The organism is Kordia aestuariivivens (assembly GCF_014397005.1).
Classification (GTDB): Bacteria; Bacteroidota; Bacteroidia; order Flavobacteriales; family Flavobacteriaceae; genus Kordia; species Kordia aestuariivivens.
The window spans coordinates 198,683-223,362 of the sequence record NZ_JACGWS010000011.1 but is presented as its reverse complement, the minus strand read 5'-3'; the positions used below and the strand labels follow the sequence as shown (position 1 = coordinate 223,362).

Sequence of the window (24,680 nt, the reverse complement as noted above, 5' to 3'; positions counted from 1 at the left end):
AGGCTAGTTTTAATGAGCTCTACGAAAAAGTAAAGCACAATGTGCTGTCAGACTTTGCACATCAGCAATATCCTTTTGATACCCTTGTTGAAGAATTAGGCTTGCAATATGATGCAAGTAGAACTCCATTATATGATATCTCTTTAACGCTTCACAACATCTCAGATATGAGTGACTACAAAATGTCAAACATAACAGATGCAGCAGGTATTAGTGATTTAGGAGAAGGACTGTGTAAAAACGATGTTGAATTCCACGTACAACCCATTGGTGGAATGTTATCCATTGGAGTGATGTACAATACAGATTTATACGATCAGGATATGATCAGTAATTTACTAGTTCACTTTAAAGAACTGACCAAGAACTTGATAGACAATCCAACAAAAGCCATTGGGTATGTTGACTATCTAAAGCAGGAAGAAAAGCATGAACTCTTGCATGATTTTAAAGGTGACACTAAACAATACTCAGGTAAAAACTTTTTAGAATTATTTAAAGAACAAGTAGCCAAGACACCAGAGGCAACGGCACTGGTATATAAAGACAAAACACTTAGTTATGAGGAATTGGATACAATCTCCACACAACTAGCACATAGTTTAACCACAGATCATAAGGTACAACTCGGTGATTATGTTGGAATCCAGTTAGCTAGAGACGAGCGTTTTGTATGGAGCATCTTAGGGATCTTAAAAAGTGGAGCAGCGTATGTATCAATCGATCCTGCGTATCCAGAAGATCGAAAAGCGTATATGGTTACTGATGCAGGCATTGAGCTGTTGATTACAGATACCACCTATATGTTTGATATGGATTACTATGAAGGCGCATTATTAGCGCTGGATGTAGAATTTGAAAAAGACGCCTATCCAACAACGCCATTGCAATTAGAGATTCCAATGGATAGTACGGCCTATGTAATTTATACCTCAGGATCGACAGGCCTTCCGAAAGGAGTTTTAGTGAATCATGAAAATCTGAGCAATCTAATTCACTGGCAAGGAGAATACTTAGGTAGAGTAGAACAAAGTCATGTATTACAATACTTCTCATACAACTTTGATGGGGCAGTAGGAGAGACGTTTTGGACACTTAGTTTTGGACACAAATTATGCATGTACGATCTTAAAGGACACGAAGAACTGAGTATCTCAGAGTACATACTAAAGAACAAAATTCAAGTCTTTGTTACCATTCCAAGTTTATTAAAAACACTCTCTCCAGAAGACTTTACAGGCATAGACAATGTATTAATAGTTGTAGTAGGAGAAGTCTTTGACAAAGAACTCTACGAGCGTTGGAAAGGAGTTGGAACCCTAGTTAATGGTTACGGACCCACAGAAAACACGGTATATTCAACAGTTTATGAACTAGGCGATCGTTTAGATCACAATCGAGTACCGATTGGAAAAGCAATTACCAATACAGGTGTTTATATCTTGGACGATCAAGGCGAACTTGTTGGCAAAGGGATTACAGGCGAACTCTATGTAAATGGCGCTAATGTAGCACAAGGATATCTAAACAGAGAGGAATTAACAAGAGACCGATTTGTGGCAGATATTTATGAGATCCCTTACAAAGGACACTTAACACACAACACCGAAGCAGTCGCTGCTTTTATAGAAAAAGAAGTAGAAGTTAGTGGCAATAGATCCTTCTTTCAAGATAGCATTGAAACGTTTTACAACGATCAGGAATTATCGCAAGACTTACGAGAAAAGATCAAACAACTCTACCAGAGTGAGAGTGATATTTTCAGAACGGGCTTCTTACGTTATTTAAACGAAAGTAAAAAAGGGAGTTACAGCTCATTTGGTTTTACCAAAGAAGTGGTAAAAGAATTATTAGCAGGCGAAAAGTTACAAGGCAAATCTGTATTAGACATTGGTTTTGGAAATGGAGAACTGTTAGATATTTTATCGGATATGGGCGCAAATGTCTTTGGAATAGACGCCAATCCATACTTTGTACACAACCAATCACACAAGGATTATGGAGTGGTAATGTCGCGCGTAGATTTATCTCCAGAAGATTTTAAGATATCGACAGGCTTTACCAAGGATCAGTTTGATATTACATTTATGACCTTGGTGTTAGACCGATTGGAATACCCCAAACGTGTGTTGGAGAGTATGTTTGATACGTTGAAATCAGATGGAAAATTCTGTGTACAGGCTTTGTTACCGATCATCCCATTTGATGATGGCGATCATGAAGATCGAATTGTGTATACAGAAGAAGATCATTACATCACAAAGGGTCAATCAGTGGCTCAAGACAAATACCAACTCTTAACGTTATTACAACAACTTGGTGGTGGCGACTTGGCAGTTAGAAGCATGGATTACTATGTAAAAAGCACCGATGGGAACCAGAAATACACACTTTGGTCATTTACAGGAGTGAACAATGGCAAAGGCAAGTTCATGTATAAAACAGGCGATGTTGGAAAATGGCTAGCAGATGGAAACATAGACTTCTTGGGAAGAAAGGACAGTCAAGTTAAAATAAGAGGACATCGTATTGAATTGGATGAAATCATAGCAGCGTTAGACAAATTACCAGTTGTAAAACAATCAACAGTAATCGTTCACAATGAAAACGAAAACAAAGAACTCATTGCGTATGTAGTTCCAAATGGTGATTTAGACGAACGTAAAGTTCAAAAAACACTCAAAGAACAACTTCCAGATTATATGGTTCCTAGAATATTTATCATTCTAGAAGAAATGCCATTAAATCATACGGGAAAAATTAATACAAAAGCACTTCCTTCTCCAGATGGTAACAGTTACAATCAAAATAACTATATCGAACCAGTTACGGAAGTAGAGAAAAAATTAGCATCGCTTTGGGAATCTGTACTAGGAACTAAAAAAATAGGCTTGCAACATGATTTTTTCGACTTAGGCGGAAACAGTATCAATGCTGTAAAACTAATAGCACAATACAACAAAATATTCCAAAAACGTATTGCGATCAAAGACATTTTCGATCATCCAAAATTACAAGACCATGCTGCTTTACTTGCAAAATCAAGTGAAGAAGCGTATGAAAAAATAAAAACAATCGAAGCAGCGGAAAACTATCCGTTGTCAAACGCACAATTACGTTTATGGCTTACGAGTCAAATAGAAGATGGTCTGGTTGCGTACAACATGCCAAACAAAGTAACACTCACAGGTTCATATTCAGTTGAGAATTTCAAAAAGGCAATTGATACAACGATTGCAAAACACGAATCATTACGAACACTATTCAAAGTATCTGATGCTGGCGAAGTGCGTCAATACATTGTAGCGCCTGAAGAAATCAATTTTACATTAGATTACAAAGATTTCAGTGCTGAAAAAGATGCTTCAAATCAAATAGAGGCATACACTTCAAAAGATGCTTACACAGCATTCGATTTAGAAAAAGGACCATTACTAAGAGCTGCATTGCTGAAACAATCAGAAGAAACATATGTGTTTTATTACAACATGCATCATATCATAAGTGATGGTTGGTCTATTGAAATTTTGTCAAGAGATGTTATACGTTACTATGAAGCATTCGAAAATAATACGATAACAGAAGACAAGCCATTAAATATTCAATACAAAGACTATACAGCTTGGCAACAAAATCAATTATACAGTGAAAAATACGAAGCTCACAAAACCTATTGGTTGTCACAATTAGCTAGCGAATTGCCATTGGTTAATTTACCAAGTTTCCGTCGCAGACCACAACTAAAAACGTATAGCGGACATTCGCAACGTATTTTTCTTTCAGACAAAATCACACAACAACTTCGTGACTTTGCCAATACAAAAGGAGGAAGTTTATTCACAGGATTACTAACGGCAACTAATATTTTACTCTATCGTTATTCAGGTCAAAAAGATATCATTGTTGGAAATCCAGTAGCTGGAAGAGATCACGCAGATTTACAAGATCAAATAGGTTTCTACGTAAACACGTTGCCATTGCGAAACAAACTGAATCCAGAAAACACATTTTCAGCATGCTACGATCAAATCAAAGACAATACGTTGGAAGCGTTGAAACATCAAATGTATCCGTTGGACAAATTATTGGAAGAATTAGATGTACAACGCGATGTAAGCAGAAGTCCATTATTTGACATTCTAATCAACCATAACGGAACGGTTGAAGGAAATTCGGAAGACTTTGTGCCGTTCCAAGTAGAAGATTACGGTTCGGGAATGGTAAAGTTTGACATTGTACTAAACTTCACGGAAATTGGCGATAAAGTCGAAATCGTATTGAGTTACAATACTGATATTTACGATCATGAATTAATGAAATCTTGGTTGCGCCATTTCTATACGTTGCTAGAAAAATCATTAGAAGATGAAAATGCTACTGTAAGTTCAGTTGATTATGTATTGGATGATGAAAAGCAGTATTTAACCAATGTCTTGGGAACGAACTCAGTTCCGTACAACGCGCAGGAAACAATCATTGACCAGTTTAACAATCATGTACAAAACGCGCCAAATGCAGAAGCGATCATCTTTGAAAATACAAAACTAACATACAAACAGCTTGATGAAGCTTCTAATGGATACGCAAATTTCTTATTAGAAAAAGGAATCAATTCAGGTGATTTTGTTGGAATCTACGCGGGAATCAGTGAAAAGTATATCACGTCTATTCTTGGAATCCTAAAAGCTGGTGCAACGTATGTACCGCTTGATGTAAAACATCCAGTAGCACGCAGACAATACATCTTTGAAAACTCAAACATGAAAGCTGTCTTAACAGACAATAGCGAATTGCTGACAACGGAAAATGCGAACATTCCAGTATATGATTTCAATGCTATCAACGCAACAAACGTTTCAGAGGTACATCTAGCGAAAGCTGAAAAATTAGTATACATGATATACACATCAGGATCAACAGGTGTTCCAAAAGGTGTAACCATTTCGCATAAAAACATTGCAGATTATGTTGCAGGATTAACACAATCTATAAACATAGCCACACAAAGTAATTTTGCTTTGCTCTCTACATTATCATCCGATTTAGGAAATACGATCTTATTTGGTGCATTGGCAACGGGTGGAACATTGCATGTATTCGCTAAAGAAAACTTAATGGATGTGTACAAGTTGCATCATTATTTTGAAGATAATTCCATTGATTACATCAAAATTGTACCTTCCTATTGGTTGTCATTGCATAGAGATGAAAACTATATAATCCCGAAAAAAGCAATCATTTTTGGAGGAGAAATGTTGACAAATGAAGCGTTGACGAAAGTAAAAGCAGCAAACACAACAACGGAAGTATTTAATCATTACGGACCGACAGAAACAACCATTGGAAAACTATTACATAAAGTAAATCTTGACACTGAATATCTAAATATTCCTATTGGGAAACCATTCTCAAACACAGGAATCTATATTCTGGACGAACATCAACACATCACACCAATTGGTGTTACGGGTGAATTGTTCATTGATGGTGATGGTGTTTCTCCAGGGTATTGGAATCTTTTGGGAACGCAAGAAGAAAAATTTATTGACCATCCATTTAAAGCGGGTAAAAAAATATACCAAACGGGCGATATAGCACGATGGAATTTTGATGGAAACGTAGAATTCATGGGTCGTAAAGGAAACCAAGTTAAAATTCGTGGATATCGTGTAGAATTAGGTGAAATAGAAGCTGTCATTAGCGAATTAAAAACCATACAACAAGCAATTGTTACGGTTCAAAAAGATGCGGAAAATGTACAACAACTCATTGCGTATATAGTAGCGGACCAAGCTATCAATCAAACAGAAATTCGGAATGCAATTGCGATGAAATTGCCAGATTACATGATTCCAAATATGTATGTAGCATTGGAAAGTATTCCATTTACAGAAAATGGAAAAGTAGATTACAAAGCATTGCCAAATCCAACAGAAGCATCAGAAGCGAAACAAGAAATAATTCCACCAAAAACAACAGAAGAAAAACTGTTAGTAGAAGTCATGGAAGCAATTTTGAAAAGAACTATTTACAGTATTCAAGATAACTTTTACAACTTAGGAGGCGATTCGATCAAATCAATTCAAATTGTGAGCAGGCTGCGTCAAAAAGGATTTGTATTAAGTGTTGCAGACATTTTATCAACACCAATTTTAGAAAAAATGGCGTTGCTCATCAAAGAAAAAACAACAACTTCAAACCAAGCAGAAGTTAGTGGAAACGTACAATTAACGCCAGTACAACAGTACTTATTTAATAACGAACACATAAAAGCACCTGCACATTACAATCAATCGGTTGTATTAAGAAGTCAAAAAACAATTGATAAAAATCATTTAAAAAACAGTTTGCAAGCATTGGTAAAACATCATGATGCATTACGAATGGTATACAAACAAGAAGTTTCTGGTTGGACACAATACAATGAAAAATTCACAGGTGATAACTTCCAACTGCAAACGCATGACTTTACAAATACAGAAGATGCTGTCACTAAAATGGGAGATATTTGTAATGAATTACAAGCTGGATTCAATCTTGAAAGCGGACCATTATTCATTGCAGCAATTTTTAAAATGTCAGATGGCGATCGTTTGGCACTCATCTGTCATCATTTAGTTATTGATGGAGTTTCATGGAGAATCCTATTGGAAGATTTAGCATCGTTATATCAACAACAAGAAACAGGAACTTCAATACTATTGCCTAGTAAAACGGATGCTTTCCAACAATGGGCAATTCAATTAAATGAATATGCAAATCAAAAACAAATTCGTAAACCGAAACAATACTGGGAAAATATAGTACAAGAAAACATTCCAGCATTTCCAACGGATAACACAAATAACATTGCTGAAGAAAGAAACGATCAAAGTATATCATTTGAATTGGGAAGTATACTAACTGAGAAAATTCAAACGCAAATTCACGATGTCTATCATACAGAAATCACCGATGTATTGCTCACAAGTTTAGGATTGGCAATTAACGAAGTATTCAATGTTAACAAAACGGTACTGATGATGGAAGGTCACGGTAGAGAAGATGTGATCAACGGAATTGATGTCAGTAGAACTATTGGATGGTTCACATCACTCTATCCACATATACTAGAAGTTTCGGAATCGGGAGAAATGCTGCAAAGTTTAATTCAGATCAAAGACAATTTGCGCAGTATTCCAAACAAAGGAATTGACTACGGAATTATTAAATATCTAGGCAAAGGTTTTGATCAGGAATTAACGCCAACCATCAAATTTAATTATTTAGGTGATTTTGGTGATACTGTTGGAAACAATGCAGAAGAAACCATGTTTGAATACGGTGCGGAATATATCGGAGAAACAGTAAGCAAGCACAATACAGACGAAACTAGTATTAGTATTTCTGGAATGATCGTTTCTGGAAAATTACAACTATCTGTAGTATACGACAGCCGTTTATTTGAAAAAAATACAATTGCGCAACTGACACTTGCGTATGAAAAACAGCTCTCACAGCTTATAGAAGCGTTGACAGAAAGTACAGAACAATACGTAACATCATCAGATTTAACATACCAAGAAGTTGCGTTTGAAGAAATTCAACAACTCAGTAATACAGGACAAGGAAATGTAGAAGATATCTACGAACTATCGCCTTCACAACAAGGAATGTATTATCACTGGTTGGTTTCGGAAGATCCAATGTTATACTTCGTACAAGTATCGTATCGAATAAAATCAAAAGGACTCACGCCAGAAGCAGTAAAACTAGCATATGATACTTTAGTAGAACGTTATTCAATCTTACGAACAGGATTTATAAACCATGCGCAAACAGGAAAACTATTGCAAATAGTTCGTAAAGACATTCCGAGTAACTTTAAAAACGTACAACTAAACGCAGCTACAAATACAGAAGCACAAATCCAATCATTCAAAAAGAATGACGGACAAAAAGGCTTCAAACTTGATGATGCTTCTCAAATGCGTTTGATGTTGATAGAACTTGGAAATGATGAATTTGAATTTATTTGGAGTCATCACCATATTTTAATGGATGGTTGGTGTAACAGTATTCTAATCAACGATTTCTACAAAATATTACAAGCAAACAGTACACAAACTACGCATAACTTACCAGATGTAAAATCATATGGACACTACATCAAATGGTTAAACGCAATTGACAGAGACGAAACGCTTTCTTTTTGGAAAAATTACTTAGCAGCATATTCAGAAGTAGCAGAAGCACCATATAAATACCTTGATAGTGTTGAAGATGTGTACGAACACGGAATTGAAACCATTGAAATAACTGGGGAAAAATATACCAACTTAACAACGGTTTGTAATGACTTAGGTGTAACACAAAATACCTTCATGGAAGTTGCTTGGGGCTATTTATTATCTAAATACAACAATACACAAGATGTTGTATTTGGTTCTGTAGTTTCTGGAAGACCAGCCGATTTAGAAGGCGTAGAAACCATGGTTGGCTTATTTATCAATACCATTCCTGTGCGTATCAAATACGAAGGAAAAGATACGTTGAGTACTGTGTTGAAAAAAGCGCAAAACAACGCAATTCAATCGTTACCACATCACTATTTAAGTTTGGCTACGGTACAAGGTCAAAGCGAATTGGGAATGTCATTAATAGACCATGTAATGGTATTTGAAAACTTCCCGATTCAAGAATTACTAGACGAAGAACTGGTTGGTGAAAAAGCAGAAAACAAAACATCACTTTCGTTAGAATCAATAGATGTTCACGAACAAATGAACTACGATTTTAGTGTCATTGTAACATCCATAAACAATACTTTAAAAGTTGATTTTGAATACAACAAAAAACGTTACAATACGGAATCACTGAAAAAAGTAATTGTACACCTGCAAAATGTAATAGAAACATTCATTGCGCAACCAACACAACAATTACAATATGTTGAATACTTAAATGAAGTGGAAAATGACGAATTGCTAAACGTATTCAATGCGCCAGCAGTGAGCACACCAAAAGACAAATCGTTATTAGATTTATTTACGGATCATGTTGAAAAAACGCCAAACGCAATTGCATTAGCATACGGAGATGAACAATTGACGTTTGCAGCATTAGAAGAAAAGTCAAATCAACTAGCAAACCATCTTGTCAAACAAGGAATCACAACAGGAACACACGTTCCAATCTGTATAGAACGTTCTACACATTTAATTATTTCGATACTTGCGGTCATGAAAACTGGCGCAGTATATGTGCCAATTGACGCTTCCTATCCGAAACAACGAATTGAATACATTCTAAAAGATGTGGAAGCTTCCATAGTGTTGACACAAGAAAAATTTGACAGTACATTCCAAAAATTAGTAGAAATTCCACAGCTAATATTTGCAGATTCAGAAACGATTGCAAACGAGTCAGTAAGCGCATTAAACACACAAATTGATTTACAACAAAATGTATACATCATTTACACATCTGGAACAACAGGAATGCCAAAAGGTGTAATTATAAATCATGAATCTTTATTAGATAGAACGCATACATGGAAAGATTTATACGGAATTGATGGAACTACGAATGTATTACAAATGGCGAATTTCACGTTCGATTTATTCTCGGCAGATTTCTGTAGATCGCTAATGCTTGGTGCAACCTTAGTAGTTTCTGAAAATGATTCATACGACCCAATTACGATTTATGACCTATTACAAAAACATCAAGTAACATTCTATGAATTTACGCCAGGAATCATCTTTCCATTAATGAATTATGTCTATGAAAATCAACTTAAATTACCATATTTAAAAACTTTAATTGTTGGTTCTGATACGGTAAGTGTAAATGAATTCAAAGAATTGGTAGATCGATTTTCAGATACATTGACACTATTCAATTGTTACGGAACCACAGAAACATCGATTGATGCTTCTGTATTCAGTCCATATCCTGAATTCAATTACAGAGGACTAAACGCTACACCAATAGGAAAACCTATTCAAAACACTACAATGTATGTGTTAGACAAGCACATGAAATTAGTACCAGTTGGCGTTGCAGGCGAATTATACATTGGTGGAATTGGTGTTGGAGTTGGCTACTTAAACCGTCCGGAACTATCCGAAGAAAAATTTGTAAGTCACCCGTTTATAGCAAACGAACGCGTATACAAAACGGGCGATTTAGCACGCTTGTTGCCAGATGGAAACATTGAATTTATAGGAAGAAAAGACGATCAAGTAAAAATTAGAGGATATCGTATTGAGCTTGGAGAAATAGAATCTGCGCTCAACGAAGAAGAAATCGTGCAACAATCTGTCGTAATAGCCAGAGACAATGCAAATGGTTACAAACAACTCATTGCTTATGTCGTTAGAACTTCCGAAGAAATCAACAAAAAAATGTTGCAAGAAGCATTGCAAGACAAACTGCCAGAGTATATGATTCCTGCGGTATATGTATTTATGGATGAATTGCCATTATCTGAAAATAGTAAAGTCAATAAAAAAGCATTGCCATTGCCAGATGAAAGCTTATATCCATCGCAACAATATGTAGCGCCTTCAACTGAAGTAGAAGAAACGTTAGTTACCATGTGGCAAGAACTATTCAAAATAGAACGCATCGGAACGCAAGACAATTTCTTTGAATTAGGTGGCGATTCATTATCAGTGATCAATCTCATCATGAAAATTCAAACGGCTTTTAGCGTAAAAATTAAAATCACAGATTTCTTTGCCAGACCAACAATCAAAGAACTTGGAAACATCATTTACATCGCGATAGAATTATCGAATACCAAAAATCGTGAAGAAAAGAAAAATACGATCACTATCTAACCATTAGACCATGCTAGATTTAATACAAGAATTAAGAAATAACAACATAGACATCTATCTGGAAGGCGAGAATTTAAAACTCAACTTCGATCAGGAAGAAATCAATGCACAGCTGATTGAAAAAATCAGAGATAACAAAGTTGCCATTGTTTCTTTTCTGAAAGAATATGCTGCGCCAAGCGAAAAACAACAAATCAAACCTGTTGCAATTGCTGAAAATTATGCGCTTTCCAATGCACAATTGCGTTTATGGTTGGCATGTCAAACGGCAGAAGAATCTGTGACGTACAACATGCCAAATCAATTCATAATTGCAAATGATTTTGATGCGCTAAACTTTGAAAAAGCAATTATAAAAGTCATAGAACGTCATGAAATATTGCGTACAGTATTTAAAGTAAACGAAGCATTAGATGTACGTCAATATATATTGAATACTGTCAATTTTCAATTAGACGTAAAAGACTTTAGTGAAAACTCAAATGCAGCAGCAATAGCAAATACGTATGTACAATCAGATTATTACAAACCTTTCAACTTTTCGGAAGGTCCATTGCTAAGAGCAGGATTGTACAAACTTGCAGATCGTAAATATATGGTGTATTACAACATGCATCATATTGTAAGCGACAATCTATCTATGGGAATTCTATTAAATGATACCATGGCGTTTTACCAAGCATTGCAAACACAGTCAGAAGCTGCATTGCCAACATTAAACATTCAATACAAAGACTATGCAGCTTGGCAAATAGAGCAATTAGAAAGTTCGGAATACGATGCACATAAAACCTATTGGACAAATAAATTCAATACGCAAATTCCGCCACTAAACTTACCATCTCAAAAAAACAGACCGTTATTAAAAACGTACAACGGAAAAGCAATCAAAACATACATTGCTCCTGCACAAATCAGCACCTTAAAAGCGTTTGCCACAGCAAACAAAGGAAGTGTGTTTATGGGGTTATTGGCAGCTTGGAAAGTACTTTTATATCGATATACTGGAGAAACGGATATTGCTGTCGGAAACATCATTGCCGGACGTGATCATGAAGATTTAGAAAATCAGATAGGATTTTATATCAATATCTTAATTCTTAGAAATGAAATTGATCCAGCGTTGAACTTTACGGAAGTATTCAACACGATCAAAGAAAATACATTGCAAGATTATGAACACCAAATGTATCCTTTTGATGCACTGGTTTCGGAATTAAACATGCAAAGAGATCGTAGTAGAAGTCCGTTGGCAGACATTCATATCAACTATTACAAAGAAGACGATCAAAAGTCAGTAGGTTTATCACATGATACAATCACGGAAGAAGGAACAACTTTTGTAAAATCGGACATTGAATTGCATTTTGTTGAGCATGGCGATTACATTGAATTAGTAGTCAACTACAACGAAGATGTGTATGAAGCGAGCATGATGAAAAAACTCATTCAGCACTATAAAAACTTGTTGAACAATGTGTTGGAAAACCCTTTCGGGGGAATAAACACAGTTTCATATTTCACGAAAGTAGAAATAGAAGAACAAATACACACATTCAATAACACTTTTAAAACATACGAAGCTGATAAAACAATGCTTGATATTTTCCACGAATGTGTTGAAAAATACCCAGAAACAACTGCGTTGGCATGTGAAGAATCAACACTAAGCTATCGCGAATTAGATGAAAAATCGAATCAATTTGCAAGGTTGCTTTCTGAAGCAAAAGGAATTCAAAAAGGAGATATTGTTGGTGTACATGTGCAAAGAGATGAACAGTGTATCATTGTAGTACTCGGAATTCTAAAAGTAGGCGCAATCTATTTGCCTATAGACACAACATCGCCAAAAGAACGGAAAGAATACATCATCAAAGACGCGAATGTAAAACTATTGATCGTTTCTGAAGAAACAACAGCTTTTGAAGAAACGCCAAGTTATATTTTTGGAAGAAACACAGTGCTTTCAGCATACTCAAAAACATACACAAGCAACGTACAAGTAGAAGATATTGCCTATATAATTTATACGTCAGGATCAACAGGACAACCAAAAGGAACATTAATTACGCATGGAGGAATTTGTAACACAATACAAGCGCAAATAGAAGCTTTTGACATCAAAGGAAACCAATACAAATGTTTGCAATTTGCTTCTTTCTCATTTGATGCATCTGTATCAGAAACATTTTTAAGTCTCTTATCTGGCGGAACATTATACGTTGCCACAGAAACACTTCGCGTAGATCCTGCAAAACTAGAAAACTACAATGTAGTTCACGGAATAGAAGTAATGACATTGCCGCCATCATATTTCAAAATGATGAATATTGAAAGTTTCAATGCGGTAAAAGTATTAATTACGGCTGGAGAAGCGGCAGCTGTTCTGCATGCAAAAGCATACGTAGAAGCTGGCGGAACATTTTACAACGCGTATGGACCAACGGAAACAAGTATTTGTGCAACCATATTCAAATTGGATGCAAGCAACATGTCCAACAACAATACAAATGTGCCAATAGGAACACCAATTGCAAATGCGCAAACATACATTTTAGATGCAAACGATCAATTACTTCCAAAAGGGGCTATTGGCGAAATATGTGTGAGCGGAAAAGGATTAGCAAAAGGATATCTAAACCGTGATGCATTAACGGAAGAACGTTTTACAACACATCCTTTTATAACTGGAGAAAAAATTTACAAAACAGGTGATCTAGGATACTATTTGTCAGATGGAAACATTGTATTCATTGGGCGAAAAGACGATCAAGTAAAAATAAGAGGATATCGTATAGAGCTTGGAGAAATTGAAGCTGTATTAAAAACGGTAACAGGTATTCAGCATGCAGCTGTTTTGGTAAAAGAAAATATTGGGAACACAAAACAATTGGTGGCATACATAGTTGCAGATGCATCTGTAAACAGTCAGCAAGTACAAAACACACTTGTAAAGCATTTGCCAGCATACATGATTCCGAAAATATATGTTGCATTGGACGAAATGCCAATCAATAAAAACGGAAAAATTGATAAAAAACAATTGCCAGAACCGCAAGAAGCCGCACTAAATACAACAGCGTATATAGCGCCAACAACGGAAACAGAAAAAGTGCTTTTCAATATTTGGGAAGAACTCTTAGGAATCTCAAAAATAGGAATACACGACAACTTCTTTGAATTGGGAGGACATTCTTTACTCGCAGTAAAGCTAGCATTCACGCTTACAAAATACTATGAAATAGTTATTGATAGAGATATGATCTTTCAATTTCCAACCATAGATATGCAAGCAAAATATTTAGATATCAAAATAAAAGACACTATAAACAAAGATGAAATTGTAGATGACGAAGTACTATACCTATAATTAGTAGTACAACGCATTCAATATCATTTTATACTACATAACCTATAACCAATTAATTAACAGAACAACGTAATTATCTTACCATGGAACTAGAAATCATCAACCGAGTTGTAAATCCTTCTACAAAGAAGGACATCACAAATTTAAAACAACAATTTGATCGAATTGGATACATCAAATTGCCTTCTTTTTTTACTCCTTCTGTCTTTAATAAAATAGAAGTTGAAGTGAATAATCTTTTAGACACTTTCGCATTGCGTAAAGATTTTCTAATGGAAGAAACGAACAATACACCAAGAAGAATCACAACAGTCTCAGGAAAAGTAATCGATCAAGAATCTACTTTTATAACGAGCTTATACAAGAATGAAGAAATCATTGACTTCATCACAAAAATTACAAACAATTCTATTTGTCTAACGCCAGATATGGCAGACAGACATGCGATTCACAAACTGCATAAGAAAAATGATATTCATGGCGGACATTTAGATACCTATCCGTATGTACTTATTACCTGTTTTGAATCACCTGGAAAAGATGGTGGTGGCGAATTAGAATTTGTGCCAAAATCAATGGATTTGAGCGAGTTAGGAACTGACAAAGCAATAACAGATTATCTGGAAAAAGGAGAATCATACCTTATGAATGCAAGTCATTCTGTACACAGAGTACTGCCATTAAAAGAAGATCTAAACAGAACTGTATTGGTATTTACATATGCTGATTTAGCTACGAAAGACGTAGATATTTCGTATTCTTCAAATAAATTATACGATTAAAAAGAAAGAAAAATAAAAATTAGTTGTAACCAAATACATATTTGCAAGTATACACTAATAGGGAGGAATCATACAATCACTACACAAGGAACCAAAGTTAATTCATAACGAATGCAACATAAACAAATCCTCATAGAAATAATTCATAAAGCAAAAAAGCAAGGAATTCATTTGTCTGTTGAAAATGATAACCTAGCGTTGCGTAAAAGTAAAAATGCGGTATTAACACCAGAATTTTTACAAACAATCAAAACGCACAAATCAGCGCTTATTGAATTTATTAAAGTTGAATTTGATACTGCAACCGAAAAGCAGTTTGTTAAAATCAACAAAACAGCTGAAGCTGAAAGCTATCCGCTATCCAATGCGCAAAAACGTGTATGGTTGGCGAGTCAAGTTTCGGAAGCTTCTACGGCGTACAATATGCCCAATCAAATTGTATTGGATGGCGCGTATAACATTGCGCTTTTTCAAAAAGCAGTGCATAAAGTAATTGAACGTCATGAAATATTACGTACAATATTCAAAATGAACGCTCAAGGAGAAATTCGTCAATATGTTTTATCAACAGAAGCATTAAATTTTACAATAAATCAGTATGATTGTCAGCAAGAAATAGCGCCAGAAGTAGCGGCAAACAATATCATACAGAAAGACGCAAAAACAGCTTTCAATTTAGAAAAAGGACCATTATTCAGCATTTCACTAATACAATTGACGGCAACCAAATATATTTTCTATTACAATTTGCATCACATCATTAGCGATGGTTGGTCAATGGAAGTTATAGCAAAAGATGTACTAGCATATTACGAAGCACTTTCAAATGGAACAACAATAAAACCTTTGGATATTCAGTACAAAGACTATACAATTTGGCAGCAAGAACAATTGCAATCGGAAAACTTTAAAGCACATAAAAACTATTGGACTTCAAAGCTTCAAAAGAAAAATCCAGTACTAAAACTTCCATTTCAAAAAGAAGAAATCATAGCTTCTTTCGCTGGAAAAAGTATACAATGCTTTATCTCGGAAGAAACAACACAAAAACTAAGAAACTATACAACTGAAGCTGGAGAAAGTCTCTTTTTAGGAATTTTTACCGTGTGGAATATACTGTTGCATCAATACACAGGTGAAACAGATATTATACTGGGAAATCCTGTTGCAGGAAGAGACCATGCGGATTTACAAAATCAAATAGGATTTTATATCAATACCTTGCCATTGCGCAATACGGTAAAGTCAACGGAAAGTTTTAAAACGATTTTCAAAAATATTGCTACAGCTACGCGTGAAGCTTATGCGCATCAAATGTATCCGTTGGACAAAGTTGTAGAAGATTTAACAGCATTGGATGGTGATGGTAAACGTCACTTATTCAATATACTGATTGACTATCACGGCGTTTCGGATGGTGTACTAAATACTTCTGATGAAATTCAAGAATTAGAAGATACGTTAGTGAAATTCAATGTTGAAATTCACGTAACGGAAGTCAACAAAGAAATTGTAATTACACTTAATTATAATGAAAATATATATGATGCAGCCATCATGAAACGTTTATTGGCGCATTATAAAACAGTACTTAAAGAAGTAGTAAAAGATGCTGATAAAGAAATTGGTTCAATTAATTATTTGACAACTAGTGAACTAGAAAAAATACAACAAGAAGCTATTGGCGAACTAGTTGAAATTCCGGCAAACGAAACTGTTTTAACACAGTTTGAAACACAAGCAATACAAACGCCAACAGCAATTGCACTTCGTTACAAAGAACAAACGCTTACGTATGCAGAATTGCATACACAATCGAGTCAATTGGCAAACTGTTTACTACAAGATCACGGAATTCAAAAAGGTGATTGTGTCGGAATTCATTTAGACAGAGAAATCAATTATGTAGTTGCAATTTGGGGAATCTTAAAAGCTGGCGCAACGTACGTTCCAATTGATGTTGCATATCCATCATCAAGAAAAAATTACATTGCTACGGACGCAAACTTGCAATTGCTAATTTCTGATACCAATTATATTTTTGATATTGATTTTTTTGAAGGAACTGTCCTTGCATTAGATGTAGAATTTGACGCAGAAAATTACGATACAAAAGTAAACGTAAACGTTACACCAGAAGATGCAGCATATATCATTTACACTTCAGGATCTACAGGAAATCCAAAAGGTGTATTGATTTCGCATGAAGCATTAAACAACTATACAGTTTTTGGAAAAGAAAACTACTTAAAATCATCACTCACAAACTATGACTTTGGCTGGTTTAGTTCGCCTTCATTTGATTTAACAATAACGAGTTTATTTCTATCCATACTAAAAGGCGGAACAGTTCATATATTTCCAGAAACATTAGATGCAAGAAGTATTTTTGAAAACTATCTCACACAAGGAATTTCTTGTATCAAACTAACGCCCTCGCACATACATCTATTACAAGAATTATCACTAGAGAATGTAACACTAGAAATGGCAGTTGTTGGAGGAGAAGCATTGAAAAAAATTCATGTAGATGCATTACTAAAATTAAATCCAGCAATTACAATTTACAACGAATATGGACCAACGGAAGCAACTGTTGGTTGTATGATTTCTGAAATAACGAAGGAAAACGCAAACGAACAAATCACGATAGGAAAACCGATTCAGAATGCAGAAATATATATTCTAAATACAAATCAAACAATAGTGCCAGAAGGTGTTATAGGCGAATTATACATTGGCGGAAAAGGATTGGCAACTGCATATATAAATCGTCCAGAACTAACCGCAGAAAAATTCATTCAATCGCCATTTAAAGAAGGAGAACGTTTGTACAAAACAGGTGACATTGCTGCAAAATTGCCAAATGGAAACATTCTATACAATGGGAGAAAAGATGAGCAAGTCAAAATAAACGGCTATCGTATAGAATTACAAGAAATAGAACATGCGTTGGACGGAATTAAAAACATACAACAAGCAGCAGTATTAGCAAGCGGAAACCAAGAAGGAATCTTGCAATTAGTAGCTTACATAAAAGCAAACGAACACTTCAGCGAAAAAGAAGCACAACAACAACTAGCGACACAACTTCCTGAATATATGATTCCGAGAATCTATATCAACTTGGAAGAAATTCCACTGACACAAAACGGGAAAATTGATAAAGATGCTTTAGAAAACATTGATTTTCTCGCAAACAACTCAAAAGAATACATAGCGCCAGAAACGGAAGCAGAAAAAGTATTGGCGGAAGCATGGAAAATGATTCTCAAAAAAGAAAGCGTTGGAAAAAAAGACAACTTTCATCGCTTAGGTGGCGATTCAATCAAATCAATGCATCTAATCGCGTATCTCAAAGGAAAAGGATACATGTTGGAAGTACTTGACAGCATTCAATTTCCAGTATTGGAAGACATGGCAAATGCGATATTTAAAGATGATTTCAAACTTAATGGAGAAGATTTTAATCCAGAAAATGAAGTGTTTGAAAAACCGAATAACACAACAAATACAGATAACATCTCAGAAAATCAACGCTACTTTTTACGCAGACCTTGGGATATGGTAGCTTCACCAATCATGGTATTAAATAACTATGAAAAAGATAATTTTGAAGCGAAACTTAATCAAATTATAAGCAAACATAATTCATTAGCGGTACGTTTTTCAAAACAAGGAAACACAATACAGCAACAAAACATTGCTGCAAGTGAAGTAGCAATTGATTCAAAACATAGCATACTTAACGGAACAGAAGATTTCAATACAATATACAATGAAGCGCATGATTTCTTAAAAAGAACATTCAACTATTTTGATGGTTCTGCTTGTATTCGTGTATTCATTGCAACAGCTATACAACAGCCAAACCGAGCATATGTTCGCATTAGTATTGCGCATGCATTAATTGATATTTACAGTTTTAGTGAAATATGCAGAGCAATTCAAACAACAGCAAACGCAAAAGAATTCACGGTTTCCAACGAAACATTTGCAACATGGCAACAGCAATTCTTAACGTCACATGTTGCGATGGAACAAAGAAATTGGTGGAAAAAACAATTATTGGCAGCTACAATCAAAGAAATACCGCAAAGCAAATCAGAAACTATATTGGAATATGTGGTATTACGCAAAACAATTACAGGATTTGATTATGAAATGCTAAAAGCGGCGGCAGAAGGTTTCAATATGCCACTAAATGCAGTATTGATGACAGCACATCAGTATTTATTATCAGAACTAAACTTTAGCGATTCGGACTTAGTATTGCTTGCTGTTAATGGGCGAGAAGATTCATATAGCGGATTGGACAAAGAAGCATTTTCTGGTGTAATGACAAACTTTTTACCAGTACAAAATATTCCGTTCAGACATACATCAATTCCAGCATACATTACGGAAGTATACGAACAATACATAAATGCACGCTTTCATCAAAAAATACCGTATGAAACCATTCGAAATGATTTCTTAAAACATTCGGAAACTGATATCGAAAAAGGAATCAAAGGGTATTTCAACTTTAGTGTTCAAGATACGATTGATATTTCACAGGAAGATTTAGCATCTGATGAAATTGTTGTCACAGAAGACAAACTGTTTTGGAACACAGTTTACGGAGTCGGATTGGTCTGTGTAGCATACAAAAACGGAATTGAATTACGATTGGTAACACCAGTGGAATTATACGAAAACAATGCATACAATGCACAATTTCGCAACTTTCTAGAAAACAATCTATTTAGCCAATTTGGAAAAATGGTATAATCATAATTAACAAACAACAATTTAAATTAAACATACACAATAATGAAACACCTACTTACATTTCTAGCTATATTTTGCGCTCACGTAAGTTTCTCGCAAATTGAAGTAAAAGGATTGGTCAAAGACTCGAAAGGTCCAGTACCATTCGCAACTGTAGTACTAAAAGATGCAGAAAACACGGTAAAACACTATGATATTACTGATGAAAACGGAACATTCTCCATAAATGCGCAATTAGGCACATTTACAATGGAAATCAGTATTTTAGGTTACCAAACTTGGAACAAAAGTATCACAGTTCAAAATGCAACTACATTAGATGATATTGTATTAGAAGCTTCAAGAGAAGAACTAGACAAAGTTGTGGTAAAAGCGCAAAAACGCTTAATAGAACGCAAACCAGATCGATTGATCTTCAATGTCGAAAACAGTATTGCAGCTAGTGGTGGAAATGCTATTGATGCATTGCGTGTAGCTCCAGGATTAAGTGTAGAAAGTGATGGAGTTAGTATGATTGGTAAAGGTGTTTCTCGTGTAATGGTTGATGGACGTATTATTCAGCTTTCAGGAGAAGAATTGGTAGGATTTTTAAATTCAATTTCTTCGGACGATATTAAAAAAATAGAAATCATTACAAATCCACCTGCAAAATATGAAGCTGCGGGAAGTGGTGGACTCATCAATATTGTATACAAAAAAGGAGTTGGTGATTTTTGGAAAAATACAACTACATTATCATACACGCAAAACACATATAGTTTTTATACGTTGCGGAACAGTTTTGTATATAACAAAAACAAGTTCAAACTAAACTTTAGCTTAAACGGAGACAAAGGCGATATTCGGATCATAGAAACCTTAGATACTGATTATCCAAGCGGTCCGTGGAATACGCGATTAGATTTAAAAGAACAAAAAGACAACATTTCAAGTCGTTTCTCTTTAGATTATGCTTTGACAGATAACACAACGATTGGCGCACAATATATGGGGAATTTTAACGCACCTGATACACGCGATCGTAACATTACGGAAATTCGTAACAACCAAAATCAAATAGATTCTATATATGATAATGTTGGTACAAGTGATCGTTCTGTGAAAAGTCATATGTTAAATGCACACTTAATTTCAAAACTAGATACCTTAGGGAAAACACTTTCTGTAGACTTGGATTATTTCAGTTATGGAAATGATTTGGTAAGAGATTATGTAGTAAACACATTCAATCCAAGCGGACAATTCTTAAATATCAATCAAGCTATTATCAACAGATCAAAACAATCTATTGATAACTACAGTATGCGTGTTGATATGGAGCAACCAACAAAATTTGCAAACATATCGTATGGTGGAAAAATAAACTTTATCAAAACCATCAATGACTTACGAACATTTGATACAGCATCTGGCGCAGCAGTATTTAATGCAGCATTATCTGATGAATTTGAATACAAAGAAAATGTACAAGCTTTATATGTAAACGGATACAAAAAACTAAATGATAAGTGGCAAATGCAACTTGGATTTCGTTTAGAAAACACAATCACAGAAGGATTTTCAACATCTTTAAATCAAACAAACAAAAACGATTATTTAAAACTATTTCCAACGTTTTATGTATCGTACGCAAAAAATGAAAACAATTATTTCTCTTTCAACTATGGAAGAAGAATAACGCGTCCAAGCTTTAGAGAATTAAATCCATTCCGTTTCTTTAATAACAGTAACAGTTTCTCAGAAGGAAATCCATTCTTACAGCCATCATTTACGGACAATTTTGACTTTAACTATACATACAAAAGAGTCTTAACAACAAACATATTTGCAAGTAGCATATCTGATGGATACGGAACTATTTTTTCTGCAGATCCAGTAACAAATACGCAAGCTGTCATAAGACGTAACTATTACAAACGTTTTAGCATGGGAATTGCACAAATCTATTCCTTTAGAAAAATTTCTTGGTGGCAAAGTCAAAACCAAGTAATGTTAATTGGTTACAAATCGGACTTCAGCAATAGTTTGTTAGATGCAGAACCACAAAACGGATTTCAATTCTACGCAGATACTTACAATACGTTTATCGTAAATGATAACACAAAATTACAACTTGATTTCTTTTACAGTTCACCATTAAAAGATCGTTTATCAACATATGGAGAACGTTACGGATTGGACTTTGGAGTTCGAAAAAGTTACCTAAACAACGATTTGCAATTTTCACTCTTCGTAAAAGATATTTTAGATACGGGAAGTTTCAGAAACATTGTATCTAACGTAAATGGAGTTGATGTAACCTATGGAGAAAATAGAAGTAGAAGATATTTCCGATTCTCAGTATCATACAATTTCGGAAACAATAAAATTAATGTAAGAAACAGAAACTTTGGAAGTGATGAAGAAAAAGGAAGAACGAACTAAAACAATCATAAAAACAACGTATCCATTGCAAAGACATCAACTATTTCTGTTGCACTTTGCAGGTGGAAGTAAATACTCTTTTGACAGCTTAAAAGAACACCTAGGAATGCACATTGATTTCTTACCCTTGGAAATTCCAGGACGTGGAAAACGATTCAAAGAAGCGTTGCTAAAAAGCAAAACAGAAGCTGTCCAAGATTACTGTCAACAAATAAAAACACTCAGAAATGAGCAACCGTATATTATTTATGGACATAGTATGGGCGCAACTTTAGGATTAAATATAGTTGCAGAACTCGAAAAAGAAAATGATGCGCCTGTACATTTAATCCTTTCGGGAAACTCTGGACCAGGAATCAAAGAATATGTTGGAGGTAAAGAATTACCAAAACGATATTCTATGAATGACATAAAATTTAAAGAAGAACTCAGACGTTTAGGAGGCGTTCCAGAAGAAGTATTAGAAAATAACGAATTATATGACTTATTCAGCCCAATCATGCGTGCAGATTTTGAAATCTTAGAAAAAGAAGAAAACTCAGAAAAAGGATTGATGATTCACACACCAATTCATGCCATGATGGGTTCAGAAGAAAAGACAAAAGATCATATTGCTAATTGGAAAAAATTTACATCCAAAAAATTCACTTCCGAAATTGTAGAAGGAAATCATTTCTTTATCAATGAACATCCACAAAAAATTGCAGAAGTGATCAATGCGATAAGTAGTCAGCCACCAAAAATGACGAAATCCATATTTATTTAACAATAATCAATAACCACACGAAGTAGTCAATCCTAACCATTGCACTACACTTAAAATTCAAAATCATGATTAAACTAAAAGTTAAAGACATTATTTATCTGTTGCTATACGCGATTCCAAACACAGCACTTAGTTTCGGAATCATTTACATCATAAATAATGTATTGGCAGGAAATGAAGCATTTCTTCAAGATTATATGATGATCGTTTTTATGGCGATAATTATATATACATATTTGCTAAATATCATTTTCCAAAAAGGATTGAATAAATACGCTTTCAGAATATTATATGAAAACGAAAAAAATCTATTCAACCAAATATTACGGGCACCACTTATCACCATTGAAAAGTTTGGAACACAGCGGTTTTACACAGCAATGGAAGATTTGCGACTTTTCTCCAGTTTGCCATATACGGTAACACACACGGTAAGTTCATTACTCATGTTAGTCTTGGGAATTATATACATGTTTACACTTTCTCCAGTTTCGGCACTGATTGTTTTAGGACTTATTATTGTTGTGGCAGCTTGTTATTTTATTGTAATGAATTCTATGTCGAAAGAGGTAGGGACATTGCGTAAATACAACGAATATTACTATGGATATGTAGACGATTTGTTAGGCGGATTCAAAGAATTAAAATTAAGTGCAATCCGAAGAAAAAATATGATGTCTAAATACCTTGGACCAAATCGTGATGATTCTGAAGAACTAGATTTTAAAGTAAACTACGTATTTCTTTCAATCAACATGATAAGTCAATACGGATTGTACGCGGTTATTGGTGCAATTCTATTTGGTTTGCCAGCATTAGGATTATTGGGTAGAGATGAAGTGATTGCATATGTGGTTGTAATCTTGTTCATTTCTGGACCTATCAATAATATTATCAACTTACAACAAATGTACACACGTTTTCTAGTGGCAAATCGAAGAATCAAAACCTTCATGAACGATTTCCAAATTAGTACAGAAAAAGTATTACTAGAAGAAAAAACGGACCATGCTTTTGAATCGTTAGAATTTAAAAACATCGGATTTCAATATGAATCAGAAAATCAAGAAAGCAAATTCGCGCTAAAAAATATTGACTTAAAAATAGACAAAGGCGAAGTGCTTTTTATTGTTGGAGGAAATGGTTCAGGAAAAAGTACGTTCATTAATATCTTAACAGGATTGTACGAACCAAATGCGGGAGATATTGTCTTAAACAATGATCCAAGTTTAACAATCAAAGAAGATTTGCAAGATTCAATGACAGCAATATTTACCAACAATCACATCTTCTCATTCAATTATGACGATTATGGATTAGAAAACAACACGGAATACCGTGAAATGTTGGAAATGATGCAAATGGAAAAGATAATTACGGATGACAAAGAAGACTCTGCACGAAGAAAATTCTCCAAAGGACAAAGCAAACGTATGTCAATGATATTTGCCTTACTAGAGAAAAAACCAGTCTTAATCTTAGATGAATGGGCAGCAGATCAAGATCCACACTTTAGAAAATACTTCTATGAAGAATTAATTCCAAAATTTAAAGCACAAGGAAAAACAATCATTGCAGTAACGCATGATGACGCATATTTCCACTTGGCTGACAGAATTATCAAATTTGATTATGGAAGTATCATTAAAGATGTAAGCGTTCACAACAAACAAGAATTGACAGAAAGTTTGTGGGCATAATTGCAACAAAATTTAACCAAAAACCAAACTACTTTAGAA

Annotated in this window: 7 protein-coding genes; all 7 read left to right on the top strand. The window is 34.6% G+C overall.

Annotated features, from left to right (window positions below; genetic code table 11):
* Positions 1-10,826: non-ribosomal peptide synthetase (locus H2O64_RS17655; RefSeq protein ID WP_187563534.1), on the top strand; the 10,826-nt coding region annotated here is incomplete at its 5' end.
* A gap of 10 nt (positions 10,827-10,836) precedes the next feature.
* A complete protein-coding gene (locus H2O64_RS17650) occupies positions 10,837-14,196 on the top strand; it encodes a non-ribosomal peptide synthetase (RefSeq protein ID WP_187563533.1) in 3,360 nt (1,119 codons plus the stop codon).
* A gap of 83 nt (positions 14,197-14,279) precedes the next feature.
* On the top strand, positions 14,280-14,978 hold the full coding sequence (locus H2O64_RS17645) for a HalD/BesD family halogenase (RefSeq protein ID WP_187563532.1): 699 nt from the start codon (positions 14,280-14,282) through the stop codon (positions 14,976-14,978).
* Positions 14,979-15,089: 111 nt separating this feature from the next.
* A complete protein-coding gene (locus H2O64_RS17640; RefSeq protein WP_187563531.1) occupies positions 15,090-19,751 on the top strand; it encodes a non-ribosomal peptide synthetase in 4,662 nt (1,553 codons plus the stop codon).
* A gap of 42 nt (positions 19,752-19,793) precedes the next feature.
* Complete coding sequence (locus H2O64_RS17635) at positions 19,794-22,175, top strand: TonB-dependent receptor domain-containing protein (RefSeq protein WP_187563530.1); 2,382 nt, start codon at positions 19,794-19,796, stop codon at positions 22,173-22,175.
* A complete protein-coding gene (locus tag H2O64_RS17630) occupies positions 22,150-22,941 on the top strand; it encodes a thioesterase II family protein (protein ID WP_187563529.1) in 792 nt (263 codons plus the stop codon). Before H2O64_RS17635 ends, H2O64_RS17630 begins: the two co-directional genes overlap by 26 nt.
* 65 nt (positions 22,942-23,006) lie before the next feature.
* Entirely contained in the window at positions 23,007-24,641 is a 1,635-nt protein-coding gene (locus H2O64_RS17625; protein WP_187563528.1) for a cyclic peptide export ABC transporter, read from the top strand.
* Positions 24,642-24,680: the final 39 nt, after the last annotated feature.